General features: G+C 62.9%; 14 protein-coding genes and 1 pseudogene. 7 read left to right on the forward strand and 8 right to left on the reverse strand.

Annotated features, from left to right (window positions below; translation table 11 throughout):
* Positions 1-5: 5 nt before the first annotated feature.
* The 3 genes from FJ954_RS11710 to FJ954_RS11720 are packed head-to-tail and all read left to right on the forward strand — an operon-like array spanning position 6 to position 4799.
* The gene (locus FJ954_RS11710; RefSeq protein WP_140617280.1) at positions 6-1298 is read left to right on the forward strand and encodes a pitrilysin family protein; all 1293 of its coding nucleotides are present in this window, start codon (positions 6-8) and stop codon (positions 1296-1298) included.
* 12 nt (positions 1299-1310) lie between these two features.
* Complete coding sequence (locus FJ954_RS11715; RefSeq protein ID WP_140661409.1) at positions 1311-1907, forward strand: GNAT family protein; 597 nt, start codon at positions 1311-1313, stop codon at positions 1905-1907.
* 3 nt (positions 1908-1910) lie between these two features.
* Positions 1911-4799: an EAL domain-containing protein gene (locus FJ954_RS11720; RefSeq protein ID WP_140617282.1), complete on the forward strand. Its 2889-nt coding sequence runs from the start codon at positions 1911-1913 to the stop codon at positions 4797-4799.
* 49 nt (positions 4800-4848) lie between these two features.
* Here FJ954_RS11720 and FJ954_RS11725 read toward each other — a convergent pair whose 3' ends face one another.
* A complete protein-coding gene (locus FJ954_RS11725) occupies positions 4849-5739 on the reverse strand; it encodes a LysR family transcriptional regulator (protein ID WP_140661410.1) in 891 nt (296 codons plus the stop codon).
* Between the two features lie 98 nt (positions 5740-5837).
* On the opposite strand from FJ954_RS11725, the gene FJ954_RS11730 reads away from it, so the two are divergent.
* Positions 5838-6629 carry an MBL fold metallo-hydrolase gene (locus tag FJ954_RS11730; RefSeq protein WP_181177802.1) on the forward strand — a complete coding sequence of 264 codons (792 nt, stop codon included), beginning with the start codon at positions 5838-5840 and terminating at the stop codon, positions 6627-6629.
* A gap of 153 nt (positions 6630-6782) precedes the next feature.
* On the opposite strand, the gene FJ954_RS11735 is transcribed toward FJ954_RS11730, so the two are convergent.
* Complete coding sequence (locus FJ954_RS11735) at positions 6783-7391, reverse strand: YqgE/AlgH family protein (protein WP_015318780.1); 609 nt, start codon at positions 7389-7391, stop codon at positions 6783-6785.
* Between the two features lie 172 nt (positions 7392-7563).
* Here FJ954_RS11735 and FJ954_RS11740 point away from each other — a divergent pair, with 172 nt between their 5' ends.
* The 3 genes from FJ954_RS11740 to FJ954_RS11750 all read left to right on the forward strand — a co-directional run bounded on the left by FJ954_RS11740 (position 7564) and on the right by FJ954_RS11750 (position 9501).
* The gene (locus FJ954_RS11740) at positions 7564-8370 is read left to right on the forward strand and encodes a protein-disulfide reductase DsbD domain-containing protein (RefSeq protein ID WP_140617285.1); all 807 of its coding nucleotides are present in this window, start codon (positions 7564-7566) and stop codon (positions 8368-8370) included.
* A 78-nt stretch (positions 8371-8448) separates the two neighbouring features.
* Positions 8449-8931: a peroxiredoxin gene (locus tag FJ954_RS11745; RefSeq protein ID WP_140661412.1), complete on the forward strand. Its 483-nt coding sequence runs from the start codon at positions 8449-8451 to the stop codon at positions 8929-8931.
* Positions 8932-9024: 93 nt separating this feature from the next.
* Positions 9025-9501 (forward strand): DUF2938 domain-containing protein, encoded by a 477-nt coding sequence (locus FJ954_RS11750; protein ID WP_140617286.1) that lies wholly within the window; start codon positions 9025-9027, stop codon positions 9499-9501.
* Positions 9502-9505: 4 nt separating this feature from the next.
* Here the strand turns inward: FJ954_RS11750 and FJ954_RS31990 are convergent.
* The 6 genes and pseudogenes from FJ954_RS31990 to ispH form a co-directional block, all read right to left on the reverse strand.
* Positions 9506-9812 (reverse strand): annotated as a pseudogene (locus FJ954_RS31990) (type II toxin-antitoxin system RelE/ParE family toxin).
* Entirely contained in the window at positions 9802-10083 is a 282-nt protein-coding gene (locus FJ954_RS11760) for a type II toxin-antitoxin system ParD family antitoxin (RefSeq protein WP_140617287.1), read from the reverse strand. Before FJ954_RS11760 ends, FJ954_RS31990 begins: the two are co-directional and overlap by 11 nt.
* Positions 10084-10205: 122 nt before the next feature.
* The gene (locus FJ954_RS11765; protein WP_015318786.1) at positions 10206-10781 is read right to left on the reverse strand and encodes a histidine phosphatase family protein; all 576 of its coding nucleotides are present in this window, start codon (positions 10779-10781) and stop codon (positions 10206-10208) included.
* A 44-nt stretch (positions 10782-10825) separates the two neighbouring features.
* The gene (gene rnhA / locus FJ954_RS11770; RefSeq protein ID WP_015318787.1) at positions 10826-11359 is read right to left on the reverse strand and encodes a ribonuclease HI; all 534 of its coding nucleotides are present in this window, start codon (positions 11357-11359) and stop codon (positions 10826-10828) included.
* Positions 11356-12333, reverse strand: coding sequence for a homoserine kinase (locus tag FJ954_RS11775; protein ID WP_140617288.1), 978 nt, complete (start codon positions 12331-12333; stop codon positions 11356-11358). Before FJ954_RS11775 ends, rnhA begins: the two co-directional genes overlap by 4 nt.
* Positions 12334-12339: 6 nt before the next feature.
* Positions 12340-13350: a 4-hydroxy-3-methylbut-2-enyl diphosphate reductase gene (gene ispH / locus FJ954_RS11780; RefSeq protein WP_015318789.1), complete on the reverse strand. Its 1011-nt coding sequence runs from the start codon at positions 13348-13350 to the stop codon at positions 12340-12342.
* Between the last annotated feature and the right edge of the window lie 35 nt (positions 13351-13385).

Here is a 13385-nt window from a genome sequence, read left to right on the forward strand (position 1 = left end):
GCCATATGGGTGTTGAGGTAAGCCGTCTGTCGAACGGCCTGACAGTCGCCACCGAAACCCTTCCAAGTATCGAATCGGTTGCCTTGGGTGCCTGGGTCAAGTCGGGTGCCCGCAATGAACGCGAAGACGAGCACGGCATGGCCCATCTGCTCGAGCACATGGCGTTCAAGGGGACGAAGCGGCGAAGCGCCTTCGAGATCGCCTCGGAAATCGAGGACGTCGGCGGCGAGATCAATGCGGCCACCAGCGTCGAGACCACGTCCTACTACGCCAGGGTGCTCTCCGACGATGTGCCGCTGGCCGTCGACATCCTGTCCGACATCCTGCAGGAGTCCGAATTCGACCCGCAGGAACTTGAGCGCGAACAGCATGTCATCCTGCAGGAGATCGGCGCCGCGCACGACACGCCCGACGACATCGTCTTCGACCGTTTCACCGAGACGGCCTTTCGCCACCAGACCATCGGCCGCTCGATCCTGGGTACGCCCGAAACGGTAAAATCCTTCACCTCCAAGCAGTTGCACGATTTCATAGAACGCCAGTATGGCGCCGAGCGGATGGTGATCGTGGCCGCAGGCGACATCAAGCACGACAAGTTCGTGCGCGAGGTCGAAAACCGGCTCGGCGGTTTCCGCAGCAAGGCCGACAGCACCATCCCGCAATACGCGCAATATGTCGGCGGCGACTTCCGCGAGGACCGCGACCTGATGGACGCGCAGATCGTGCTGGGCTTCGAGGGCCGCGCCTACCATGTGCGGGATTTCTACGCCTCGCAGGTGCTGTCGATGATCCTCGGCGGCGGCATGTCATCGCGCCTGTTCCAGGAGGTCCGCGAAAAACGCGGCCTCTGTTACTCGGTCTACGCCTTCCACTGGGGCTTTTCCGATACGGGCATATTCGGCGTTCACGCCGCGACGGGCCAAAGCGACATCGCCAAGCTGGTGCCTGTCATCATCGACGAGTTGCAGAAGGCCGGCGAGAGCATCCTGCAGGAAGAGCTCGACCGTGCGCGCGCCCAATATCGGGCCGGCCTGATCATGTCGGCCGAAAGCCCGGCCAGCCGCGCCTCGCAGATCGCGCGGCAACTACTCCTTTTCGGCAGGCCGATCGCGAAGGAAGAGCTGATGGAGCGCCTGGCGGCGCTGACGATCGAGCGCCTTACCGACCTGTCGTCGCGGATGTTCTCGACCAAGCCGACGCTTACCGCTGTCGGGCCCGTGGGTACGCTGGCACCATACGAGGCGATCCTCGATTCGCTTCCGGGTACGCAGACCACGGCCCGCAGGCTCGCCGTCTAAGTCCCAAGCGCCGTGTTCGCGCTCCCTTTCTTTCGCCGTGACCTGCCGGCACTGAAGGGCAACCTCGTCACGCTGCGCGTGCCGTTCACCAACGACTACCGCGAGTGGTCGGCGGTGCGCGGCGAAAGCCGGGCGTTCCTGGAGCCATGGGAGCCGCGCTGGACCCCGGACGAACTCGACCGCACGGCATGGCGCCTGCGCATCAGCCGCTATCGCGAGGACTACGCACAGGGAACCGCGATCGCCTTCTTCATCTTCGAGAAGTCGAGCGGCAAGCTCGCGGGCGGCATCACGCTTGGCAACATACGCCACGGCGTCTCGCAAAGCGGCCATGTCGGCTACTGGATCGGCGAGCGCTTCGGCGGCCGCGGGCTGATGACAGACGCGGTCAAGGTGGTGGCCCGCTTCGCCTTCGATACGCTGAGGTTGCACCGGATCGAAGCCGCCTGTATTCCCGACAATATCAGGTCGATCCGCGTGCTTGAAAAAGCCGGATTCCGGCGCGAAGGACTTCTGCGATCCTATCTCAGGATCAACGGCATCTGGCAGGATCACTACCTCTACGCCCGGATCGCCGACGATCCGCCGGGCGCTGGAACGAAGGACTGATTTTTGACGAATTCCCTGCGAAACGGGCCGCTGTTCGCCTTTCTTCTGGCGACGATGCTGACGCTGTGCGCGGCTTCGTCGGCCTTTGCCGTAGAACCGATCAAGATCGCCCGCGACGATGTCGCGCTCGATCTTTCGCGCGCCGTCGAAATCTACCGCAACCAGGGTGAGAACTTCCAGGTGTCGACCGCGCCCGGGCCGGACGGCATCGTGCGGCGGATCGAGGTCGAAGCCAACGATGCCCGTTCGACCGGCGACTGGGCTGTCTTCGCGCTCGCCAACACCACCGACCAGCAACTCGACAGGCTGATCGTGGCGCCGCACTTCCGGCTGGTCAATTCCGGCATCTTCTGGCCGGATCTGGGTTCTACGCGCATCGCCGCCATCACGCCCAGCGAAGGCTTCGCGCTCGACCGCCAGACCAGCCCCGACGCCGACGTGTTCCGGGTGACGCTGAACCCCGGCACGGTGATCACCTTCATCGCCGAACTCGCCTCGCCGAAGCTGCCGCAGGTCTACCTCTGGGATCCGGAATCCTACAAGGATTCGGTCAATTCCTACACGCTGTTTCGCGGCATCGTCATCGGTATCGCCGGCCTTCTGGCGCTGTTCCTGACCATCCTGTTCGTGGTCAAGGGGACGTCGATGTTCCCGGCGACGGCGGCCCTCGCCTGGGCGGTGCTTGCCTATATCTGTGTCGATTTCGGCTTCCTCAACAAGGTCATCGAGATCTCGCCAGGCAACGAGCAGATGTGGCGGGCTGGCACCGAGGTGGCGCTGGCGGCGACTTTCGTGGTGTTCCTGTTTGCCTATCTCAACCTCAACCGGTGGCACGGCCATTTCAGCTATGGCGCGCTGGTCTGGATTCTGGGGCTGCTGCTGATCGCCGGTGTCGCAATCGTCGATCCGGCGGTCGCCGCCGGCATCGCCCGCATCTCGTTTGCCGCGACCGCACTGACCGGGCTCGGCTTGATCATCTTCCTCGGTATTCGTGGTTATGACCGAGCGATTATGCTGGTGCCCAGCTGGGTCATGGTGCTGTTGTGGTTATGCGGATCGTGGATGGCGATCACCGGCATGCTTGATAACGACATCGCCCAGCCGGCACTTGGCGGCGGCTTGATCCTGATCATCCTGCTGATCGGCTTCACCGTCATGCAGCACGCCTTTGCTGGCGGTGCGCTGCATCAGGGGCTGTTCTCCGACCTCGAGCGGCAGGCGCTGGCGGTCGCGGGATCGGGCGATACGGTGTGGGATTGGGACGTGCTGCGCGACCGCGTGGTGACCAAGCCCGACGTCAGCATCCAGCTCGGCCTTGCGCCCAACAGCCTGGGTGGTGCCGCCCGCAACTGGCTGCCGGTGTTGCATGCCGACGACCGCGACACATTCCGCACCACGCTCGACGTGGTGCTGGAACATCGCCGCGGCCGGGTGTCGCAGAATTTCCGCCTGCGTGGCGCCGATGGGCACTATCACTGGTTTGCCCTGCGCGCGCGACCCGTCATCGGATCGGACGGCGAGGTGATCCGCTGCGTCGGTACCATGGTCGACGTCACCGAACAGAAGAAATCCGAGGAACGGCTGCTGCACGACGCCGTGCACGACAATCTGACCGGCCTGCCAAACCGCGAATTGTTCATGAACCGGCTGGAGGCGATCATTTCGATCGCCCGCACCGAAGAGAAGGTGCGCCCGACCGTCTTCGTCATCGATATCGACCGCTTCAAGCAGGTCAATGACGGGCTCGGCATCTCGGCCGGCGACACCATCCTGCTCACCATAGCGCGCCGCCTGCACCGGCTGCTCAAGCCGAAGGATTCGCTGTCGCGCTTCGCCGGCGACCAGTTCGCCCTGATGCTTTTGTCCGAGCAGGACCCTGCCCGCATCGCCGGCGTGGCCGACGCCATCAAGCATGCGATCAACAATCCGATCACCTTTGCCAAGCGCGAAATCGTGCTGACCGCCTCGATCGGCCTGATCACCTGGACCTCGGCGCAAACCTCGGCCGAGGACATGGTCAAGGACGCCGAGCTCGCCATGCATCAGGCCAAGCGTTTCGGCGGCGACAGGATCGAGCCGTTCCGCCCGGCGTTCCGCACCGTCGGCACCGATCGCCTGCAGTTCGAATCCGATCTGCGGCGCGCCATCGAGCGGCGCGAATTCACGCTGGCCTACCAGCCGATCGTGCGGCTCGAGGATGGCAGCGTCGCCGGCTTCGAGGCCCTGCTGCGCTGGGACCATCCGCGCCGCGGCATGATCCCGCCGGCCGATTTCATCCCGGTCGCGGAAAGCTGCGGGCTGATCGTGCAACTTGGGCTGTTTGCCATGCAGCAGGCGGCCGAGGATCTGGCAGGATGGCAAAAGCAGATCGGCGACGCGCCGCTGTCGGTGTCGGTCAACTTGTCAAGCCGCCAGCTCATCCGCCGCGACCTGGTCAGCGACGTGCGTTCCGTGATCGCGCGCGCCAATCTGAAGCCGCGCTGCTTCCGGCTCGAACTGACCGAGTCGCTGGTCATGGACAACCCCGAGCAGACGGCCCATGTGCTGACCAAGCTCAAGCAGCTCGGCATCGGGCTGTCGCTGGACGATTTCGGCACCGGCTATTCATCGCTCGCCTATCTGACGCGGTTCCCGTTCGACACCATCAAGATCGACAAGAGCTTCGTCGACGACAGCACGCCAAAACGCGCGGTGTTGCTCAAATCCATGGTCAACATGGCGCATGAGCTCGGCCTTTCGGTGGTCGCTGAGGGCATATCGGACGAGCGCGATGCGTTGGAGCTGCGCCAGATGGGCTGCGAATATGTCCAGAGCTTCATGTTCGGCGCGCCGATGCCAGGCGACCAGGTGCTGAAGACGCTGAAGGAGCAGTATCCGCTCACGCAGGCCTAATGCATGTCACCCGGAAGTGTCCTCGGTTCCGGAACAACGACATGCATCACTATTGTTGCGAGAGTCGCAGCGCATTGACCAATGCTGACAGCGCCGCTGGCTGAAGCTGACGACTGGGATAATACAGGAAAAAGCCTGCGATTGGCGGCGTCCATTCCTCCAGGACGCGGACAAGCCGTCGCTCCGCGATATACTCCGCGACTTGCTCTTCATAGGCGAGACCGAGACCAACGCCGGCGAGCGCCGCCTCAATCACCAGGTGAGTATCATCGATTATGAGCGAGCCGCTGGCGTTGATCGTGACCGACTTTCTCGCACGCTCGAACTCCCACCGAGATGGACCACCTGGAAGACGCAGGGCTATGCATTGATGATCCTTGAGATCCCTCGGCTTTTGGGGGATTCTTCGTGATGAGAAATAACCAGGCGATCCCACCACAGCCAGCCGCAACTCCGGCGTGACGCGTACCGCGATCAGGTCTTTCTGAATATATTCGCCGAGCTGGATACCGGCATCGAACTCGCCGGCAACGAGGTCTACAGGGCCTGTCGTGGTGATAACGTCGAGAACGATATCGGGGTAGGCCTGCGCGAATGCCGCGAGCCGTGGCAGCAGCACCATTACGGCGGCCGAGCGTGACATCACAATTCGAAGGCGCCCCGCAGGGCGCCGCCTGAGGCTTCGCGCTCCGTCAAGGGCAGCAGCGATTTGCTCAAGCGCCGGAGACAGGTCTTTCAAGAGAGCGGCCCCTGCGGCTGTTGGCGCGACGCTCTTCGTCGTTCGAGCCAAAAGCCGTAGCTCGAGCCGCTGCTCGAGCCCACGGATAGTGTGGCTCAGCGCAGATTGAGACACGCCTAGTTTTGCCGCGGCTCGTGTAAAGCTTCGTTCCCGGGCGACCATCGCGAACGCGGCGAGTTCGTTCAGTTCGTTTCTCATCATTCATGAATATCACTCATGAGGCCTTGCTGTGCAACAGGCCTATCCTCATAGGTGACTCTGTCCTAGCTTTGATCGGCAACGGCAGATTGAGGTACTCTATGATCGTAACATTCCGCAGCGATAACGTCCTCGGCTGCACCGCCGGCGCCTGGCGGGTCTGGTCGCTCTCGGACGGCTATATCGAGATGCCGGCGGACCTTCTGCGCGATCCGCGCAATAAGCCGGTTCCGCAAGTAGCGCAGGCGGGAGCGCTACGCCTTTCCGTCAATTGCTTTGCCCTCGCGGGTCCAGGCGTTGACGGCATTCTGATCGACAGTGGAGGAGGCGGCTGGGCCTCAACAACAGGACGCCTCGAGCGGACGCTAGCCGAAGCCAGCATCGATCCTGCCTCGATCACGGTCTTGGCTCTCACCCATGCCCACCAGGATCATGTGTACGGGCTTTTGACCCGGGACGACCGGGTGCTCTTTCCGAATTTGAAAGCGATCGTAATCGCCGAGGAGGCTGTGGAGAGCTTTCTCGCCGAAACAAACCTTGCGCGGTTCAGATCCTTGTTGAAGCCCATGCGGAATGGCGACCAGGTGGCCGAGCGATTGAGAGCAGTTGCCCTGCCGGGTCATGCTCCCGGTCACATCGGCTACGCTTTCGACACGAACGAGGCCCGCTTGCTGTTCTTCGGGGACATCGTTCATGTGCCGGCCTTGCAGTTTGGCAATCCCGCGTTGAGTTGGGGTTATGACGACGACCAAGCGATCGCACGCGCAACGCGCCAGAAGGTTTTCCGCGACGCGGCCGAGGCTGGAACATGGATCGCCGGAGCGCACCTTGGCTGGCCGGGCATCGGCCGCGTGATGCGTGAGGACGGAGCGTACGGCTATGAGCCGGCATAGCGGATAACAAGCCGGACACGCGGTTTCGCCTGTTTACGCAATTCCAAGCCTGAACAGCTCTCGCGCATCGCCATGGGATGAGATTGCGCTAACGGCGCAGCGTTCCGGCTGCGCCTTACCTGGCGAAGGGACCCTGGCCGGCAAAGACGAGGCTCAAGCGTGCCCGGCGGCCAGGCTGAGATGGGCGAGATCGATGCCGATGGAGGCGAGAATCCGGTCGTATTTGCGTTCGATGTCGGCATCGAACAGCAATTCCGGCGTCGCCGGGCAGGTCAACCAGCCGTTCTCAGCGATCTCGGTTTCCAACTGGCCGGCGCCCCAGCCGGAATAACCGAGCGCCATGAGCGCGCGGCGCGGCCCGCGCCCTGACGATATCGCCCGCAGTATGTCGACGGTCGCGGTCAGGCAGATGTCGTCGGAAACGGTGAGCGAGGAATCCACACGGTAGTCGCCCGAATGCAGGACGAAGCCCCGGCTGCGGTCGACAGGCCCGCCATTGCGCACGACGAAATCGCGCGCCTGTGCCGGCAGGCGGATCGCCTCCTGCTCGTTCATGATGCCAAGCTGTACCAGAAGGTCCGGGAACAGCATCTGCTGCGTCTGGTTGATGATCAGGCCCATCGCGCCTTCATCGCTATGGGCGCAGATGTAGATGACCGAGCGCGTGAAACGGTCGTCCTTCATACCAGGCATGGCAATCAGGAACTGATCGTCGAGAAAGCCGCGGCCGGCGGCTGTCTTTTTGTGGCGCAACAAATCCATGCCAGGGAAGGTAACGCGTTTCCCCGGCGCCGAAAAGATGCGCCGTAGCGGATTCGACCAAAGCTCATATTGCGAGTCCGGCCTTGGCTTGCCCGCAAAGGTCACGCAAATATGATATCAGCACGGCCATGAAATCATTGCGCGGCCACGAAGGGACGATCAAATCACCGCCATGCAAAGCTTGAAAATCCTGTTGCTCGGCGCCGCCATTGGATTGGCGGCCGCCCTCCCCGCCAGCGCCTCCTCATCCGCCTGGTACAACAGCGAAGGCGGCAAGGTGCGGCTGGTGACATCCGGCAAGCCGGACGACGCTGGCCGCATACACGGTGTTCTCGATATCGCGCTCAAACCCGGCTGGAAGACTTATTGGCGCGACCCGGGCGATGCAGGTGTGCCGCCGCAGCTCGACGTCTCGGCCAGCACCAATATAACCGATGCGACACTGTCTTTTCCCGCGCCGCAGCGCCACGATGATGGCTATGGCAAATGGGCCGGTTACAATTATCCGGTTTCCTTGCCCGTGACGTTCACGCTGGGGACGCCGAACCAGCCGGCGGTCATCGATGCCGACGTCTTTCTCGGCATTTGCGAATCCATCTGCATCCCCGTGCAGACACGGCTGAGCGTCGACCCCGCTTCCGATCCCGATAATGCCGACGACGCGGCGTTGGTGAAGGCGAGTTTCACCGCACTGCCGGCGGCGGCAAAGCCTGACTTCGGCATCAAGGTGCTGCCCGGCGATCACGAGACGCTGGTTGTCGAGGCAAGTTTTCCTGGCGATCCGCAGGCAGCGGATTTCTTCGTTGCCGGCGAGCGCGACTATATGTTCGGCACACCTTCCCGCTCGGAAAAGGACGGCAAGCTGATCTTCACCGTGCCGATCCTCGATCGCCCTTCGACGACGCCGACCGACGGCGGGCTTCACTACACGTTGACGAGTTCGGCGGGCGCGGTCGAAGGGTTGCTGCCTTTCCCTTGATGGCGCCGCGATGGTTGCAGGAAGCCGCCGAGTTCGTTACGCAAGCACGCGTCTTTCCCCATCCCAAGCGAGGAATTCATGACCATCTCCGTTGGCGACAAGCTGCCCGAGGCGACCTTCAAGACCATGACCGCGGACGGCGCCAAGCCGATCACGTCGGCCGAGATTTTTCCGGGCAAGAAAGTGGTGCTGTTCGGCGTTCCCGGCGCCTTCACGCCGACCTGCAGCAACAACCACCTGCCCGGCTATCTCGAGAACCATGACGCGATCCTGGCGCGCGGCGTCGACACCATCGCCGTCGTTTCGGTCAATGACGTCCACGTCATGGGCGCCTGGGCGCGCTTCACCGGCGGCGAAGGCAAGATCCTGTTCCTCGCCGACGGCAATGGCGATTTCGCCAAGGCGGTCGGCCTCGACGCCGACCATTCCGGTGGCGGCATGGGCCTGCGCTCGAAGCGGTTTTCGATGATTATCGACGACGGCAAGGTTACCGCGCTCAATGTCGAGACCAAACCCGGCGTCGACGAGTCCGGCGCGGCTCATATTCTGGGCCAGCTTTGAACTTCGACGGCCAATCACGCGAGGCCGCAATGGCCGGCCTCGCGTGACAAGCAGCCGCGCTCCAGAATTGCCGGTTTTCGGGGGGATCCTACGATGTTTGACATCTTCTGGCGCGCTGTCGCGATCGGCGTCGGCGCGACCGTCCTGATGGATCTCTGGGCCTTCTTCCTGCACAAGGCGTTCGGCCAGCCACGCCCGAACTGGGGGCCGGTCGGGCGCTGGGTCTGGCACCTCCGCGACAAGGTGTTTCACGACGATATCGGCGATGCGGCGCCCTACGCGTATGAACAGGCGCTGGGCTGGGCCTTCCATTACTTCGTCGGCATCGCCTACGGCATAATCCTGGTGATGCTGGCGGGCGCGGGCTGGCTGGCCGCGCCGACCTTCCTGCCGGCCTTCATCCTCGGCATCGTTACCGTCGGCGCCGGCTGGTTCCTGCTGGCGCCAGGCATGGGCGCCGGCTGGGCGGCCTCGAAGCGGCCGAATCCGATGCGGGTCCGCGCCCTCAATCTGGTCTCGCACACGGTGTTCGCGCTCGGGCTCTACGGTACGGCGCTGCTGATCCGGTAGACAGCTAGAACAGACTGTTCAGATCCCGCCGCCCGTCGACCACACGGACGATTTCAACCCACTCCACTGGGCCATCGTCCGTGTTTGGAATCGTTTCGTAGAGCAGTACAAAAGGCGCCTCCACCAGCATTCGTGCGGAAGGCCTGATATCCGGTCGCCTGACACCCATGCGCGGCTGGTCTGCCAGCTGCACGCGCTTCTAACTGATCGTAGTAACGATCGGCCGCCCGTATGTTTTCGCTGCCTATCGTCACGTAGATGTCGATGAGGTCAGCCTTGGCCGCGGGTGACCAGACTAGCCTAACGGCCATTCCGCGAGGTTTCCGTCAGCTCTCGCCGAGCTTCCTTTCGCAACACGTCGAAATCCACAGCCTCCGGTCTCCCGCTTGCCTTGCCTTCATCCCACAACCGTCTCAGCCGGCGAACATCGTCATGCCGCAGTTCGCGCTTGGCCAGCCAATCCCGCATCGCTTCACGCACGATCTCGCTTGCAGTGGCATACTCGCCCGCCTCCACGGCCTCGCGCATCAGGGCTGCCTGTTGTGGGGTCACAGCCACGCTCATTTTTTCAACGTTCGCCACGCTGCGTCCTCTCTTGCATTGCTCGATAGTGGGAAATATTACTCCCATCCACATCCTCGAGCAACTGCGATGTCGCGAGAAGAGCCTGTCCTTGCGCTACGAGTACGGCTGCGGTACGCCGATCAGGACAGCCTGTCGATCGGTCGCCATCCATGAATAATTTGGCGCGTGTGGGTATCGAAGGCGAAATAGTTGCCGCCGCCCGCCAGCTGATCGGCTTCGCGGCTGATTTGCCTGCCGCTGAGCGACAGTAGCAGGAGCGTACCGACACCGCCATGTCCGACAAGGGCGATGTTGCTGCCGCCGGCACCGAGGACGGCCTCGACCTCGCTCACGATGCGCTGCTGTGCGTCGATGGCCCGCTCCCAGCCACGAATGCTTTCGTGCGGATTGGCGAAGAACCGGTCGGCGACCGCCTCGAACTCCGGAGGCGGCAGGAAACCCGTCGCCGACCGGTCGTTCTCATGCATCCGTTCCCTCACCTGCACCGCAAGGTCGAGGTGCCGCCCGAGCACCTCGGCGGTTTCAACGGCCTTGCGTTCGCCCGACGACACCACACGCCCGATCGATGCGATCCACGGCTGGTTCAGCATTGCATGCGCCCTGGCACGACCGATGTCGGATAGACCCCAATCCGGCACGGGCACGCTGGCGTCGATCTGAACCTGAGGATGGGTGATGTAATAGGCGATCGGCATAACAGAAATTCTCCTGTCGGCCGGGCGCAGCGAGTGCCAGAAGCTCAATAGCTCTGGGTCGAACGACGCGCCTTCGGGGCCAGCGGCTGCTTTGCCTGGACATCCGGCTTTGGCGCCGACACTACCGGCCTGAAAGGCCCTTTCTTGAACGGCGCCATGCCTTCCCTTGCCAGTTCGTCGGCGCGCTCGTTCTCGATGTGGCCGGCATGGCCCTTCACCCAGTTCCAGGTGACCTTGTGGCGCCGGTTGGCCTCGTCCAGCGCCTGCCAGAGTTCGCCGTTCTTGACCGGCTTCTTGTCGGCGGTCTTCCAGCCATTCTTCTTCCAGCCATGGATCCATTTGGAAATTCCGTCCATGACGTATTTGCTGTCGGTATGAAGCTCGACCGTGCAAGGCTCCTTCAACGCATTCAGCGCCGAAATGGCCGCCAGCAATTCCATGCGGTTGTTGGTGGTTTCGGCCTCGCCGCCGAAGAGTTCCTTGGTGGTGCCGTTGAAGCGCAGGATGGCGCCCCAGCCGCCGGGGCCGGGATTGCCCGAACAGGCGCCATCGGTAAAGATTTCAACCTGCTTGCTCATGACACCCCGTTTTCGGCCAATCCATATTCCGAAGGAAATCTGATCGCCCGATGGAACCGCATCCTTCGGATATATTCGGACGGGTCGCGTTTCATCACCAGTCCGCCATCGGGGACGGTCAGCCAGTCGTAAAGCCGGGTCAGCATGAAGCGTAGCGCCGAACCGCGCGCCAGCATCGGCAGCGCCGCTTTCTCGTCATCGCTCAGGGGGCGCACGCTTTGATAACCGGCAAGCAGTGCCTTGCCCTTGGTAAGGTTGAAGGAAAAATCCTTCTCGAAACACCAGGCGTTGAGGCAGGTGGCGACATCATAGGCATAGAGATCGTCACAGGCGAAATAGAAATCGATCAGCCCCGAAAGCTTCTCGCCCAGGAAAAAGACATTGTCCGGGAACAGATCGGCATGAATGATGCCCTCGGGGAGGCCCTTGGGCCAGTTCCGCTCGAAATCGGCAAAGTCGGCATCGACCTCGGCCGCAAGGCCCGGCTCGACCTCGTCGGCGCGGCCGCGAGACGCATCCCAAAGCTTGCGCCAGCCGTCGACGGCGAGCGCGTTCGGACGCGTCATCGGAAAGTCGGCGCCGGCCAGGTGCAGCGCCGCCAGCGCCTTGCCGACCTCGGCGCAATGCGTTGCGGCCGGTCGCCGCAGCGAAAGTCCTTCGAGGAAGGTGATGATCACGGCCGGCCGGCCGGCCAGCGTGCCGATGACGCTGCCGTCATGCGCGGTCACCGGCAGCGGGCAGGACACCCCCTTGCTGGCGAGATGGCCCATTAGCCCGAGGAAAAACGGCAAATCCGCCTTCTCGACCCGCTTTTCATAGAGCGTCAGGATGTAGGAGCCGCTCGAGGTGTGCAGCAGAAAGTTCGAATTCTCGGTGCCTTCGGCGATGCCCTTGTAGGATAGGAGATCGCCGACCGGGTAGTGCTTCAGGAAAGCGCCGAGTTCGCCCTCCGCAACGTCGGTATAGACCGCCATGGCCGTTCACGCGGTCCCATTGACGAAGGCCATGTCGGCCGGCGTCAGTTCGACATCGCGCAGTACCCGCATGACCGGAAAATCCTCTGTTTCGGTGGCCGTGACGGCCAGGTCGATGGTGACGTCGAAACGCTGGCGGAACGCGTCGATGATCTCGTCGACGATGATCTCCGGCGCCGATGCTCCCGCCGACAGGCCGAGCGTCGAAATGGTGCCGATGTCATTCCACGGAATTTCAGCGGCGCGCTGCACGAGAAGCGACATCGAGGCACCTGCCCGTTCCGCAACTTCGACAAGGCGGCGCGAATTCGAGGAATTGGGGGCGCCGACGATCAGATAGAGGTCAGCACCCGGGGCGGTGTCCTTGACCGCTTCCTGGCGGTTGGTGGTGGCGTAGCAGATCGATTCCGCCGCCGGCGCCTGCAGGTCCGGAAAGCGCTCCTGCAACGCGCGGATGATGCCGGCGGTATCCTCGACCGAGAGCGTGGTCTGGGTGACGAAACCAAGTGCTTTTGGATCGGCCGGTACAAGCCGGGCTGCGTCGGCTTCGGTCTCGATCAGCGTTACCGCGCCTTCCGGCAACTGCCCCATTGTGCCGATCACCTCGGGGTGCCCGGCATGACCGATCAACAGCACATGGCGGCCAAGCCGCTGGTGACGCATCGCCTGCTTGTGGACCTTGGAGACCAGCGGACAGGTTGCGTCGAGATAGAACAGGTTGCGCGCCTGCGCATCCGCCGGCACGGACTTGGGCACACCGTGCGCGGAGAAGACGACCGGCGACTGCCGATGTTCGGCCGGGATTTCGGAAAGTTCCTCTATGAAGACGGCCCCAAGGCTCTGCAGCCCCTCGACGACATAGCGGTTGTGGACGATTTCGTGGCGGACATAGACCGGGGCGCCATATTTTTTCAGCGCCAGCACGACGATCTGGATGGCACGGTCGACGCCCGCGCAAAAACCGCGCGGCTGGCAGAGCCGGATCGTCAGAGGAGGCTTGGCGATTGTGTGAAGCATCAAATCCTGCCGGTTGGTCAGCGCCGAAATGAGGT

It is taken from the genome of Mesorhizobium sp. B2-3-15 (genome assembly GCF_006442875.1).
Lineage (GTDB): Bacteria > Pseudomonadota > Alphaproteobacteria > Rhizobiales > Rhizobiaceae > Mesorhizobium > Mesorhizobium australicum.

Coding starts and splice junctions, on each gene's coding strand:
- FJ954_RS11710 (WP_140617280.1), top strand. CDS start 6: ATGGGTGTTGAGGTAAGCCGTCTGTCGAACGGCCTGACAGTCGCCACC.
- FJ954_RS11725 (WP_140661410.1), bottom strand. CDS start 5,739: ATGATGAGAAACGAACTGAACGAACTCGCCGCGTTCGCGATGGTCGCC.
- FJ954_RS11730 (WP_181177802.1), top strand. CDS start 5,838: ATGATCGTAACATTCCGCAGCGATAACGTCCTCGGCTGCACCGCCGGC.
- FJ954_RS11735 (WP_015318780.1), bottom strand. CDS start 7,391: ATGGATTTGTTGCGCCACAAAAAGACAGCCGCCGGCCGCGGCTTTCTC.
- FJ954_RS11740 (WP_140617285.1), top strand. CDS start 7,564: ATGCAAAGCTTGAAAATCCTGTTGCTCGGCGCCGCCATTGGATTGGCG.
- FJ954_RS11745 (WP_140661412.1), top strand. CDS start 8,449: ATGACCATCTCCGTTGGCGACAAGCTGCCCGAGGCGACCTTCAAGACC.
- FJ954_RS11750 (WP_140617286.1), top strand. CDS start 9,025: ATGTTTGACATCTTCTGGCGCGCTGTCGCGATCGGCGTCGGCGCGACC.
- FJ954_RS11765 (WP_015318786.1), bottom strand. CDS start 10,781: ATGCCGATCGCCTATTACATCACCCATCCTCAGGTTCAGATCGACGCC.
- rnhA (WP_015318787.1), bottom strand. CDS start 11,359: ATGAGCAAGCAGGTTGAAATCTTTACCGATGGCGCCTGTTCGGGCAAT.
- FJ954_RS11775 (WP_140617288.1), bottom strand. CDS start 12,333: ATGGCGGTCTATACCGACGTTGCGGAGGGCGAACTCGGCGCTTTCCTG.
- ispH (WP_015318789.1), bottom strand. CDS start 13,350: ATGCTTCACACAATCGCCAAGCCTCCTCTGACGATCCGGCTCTGCCAG.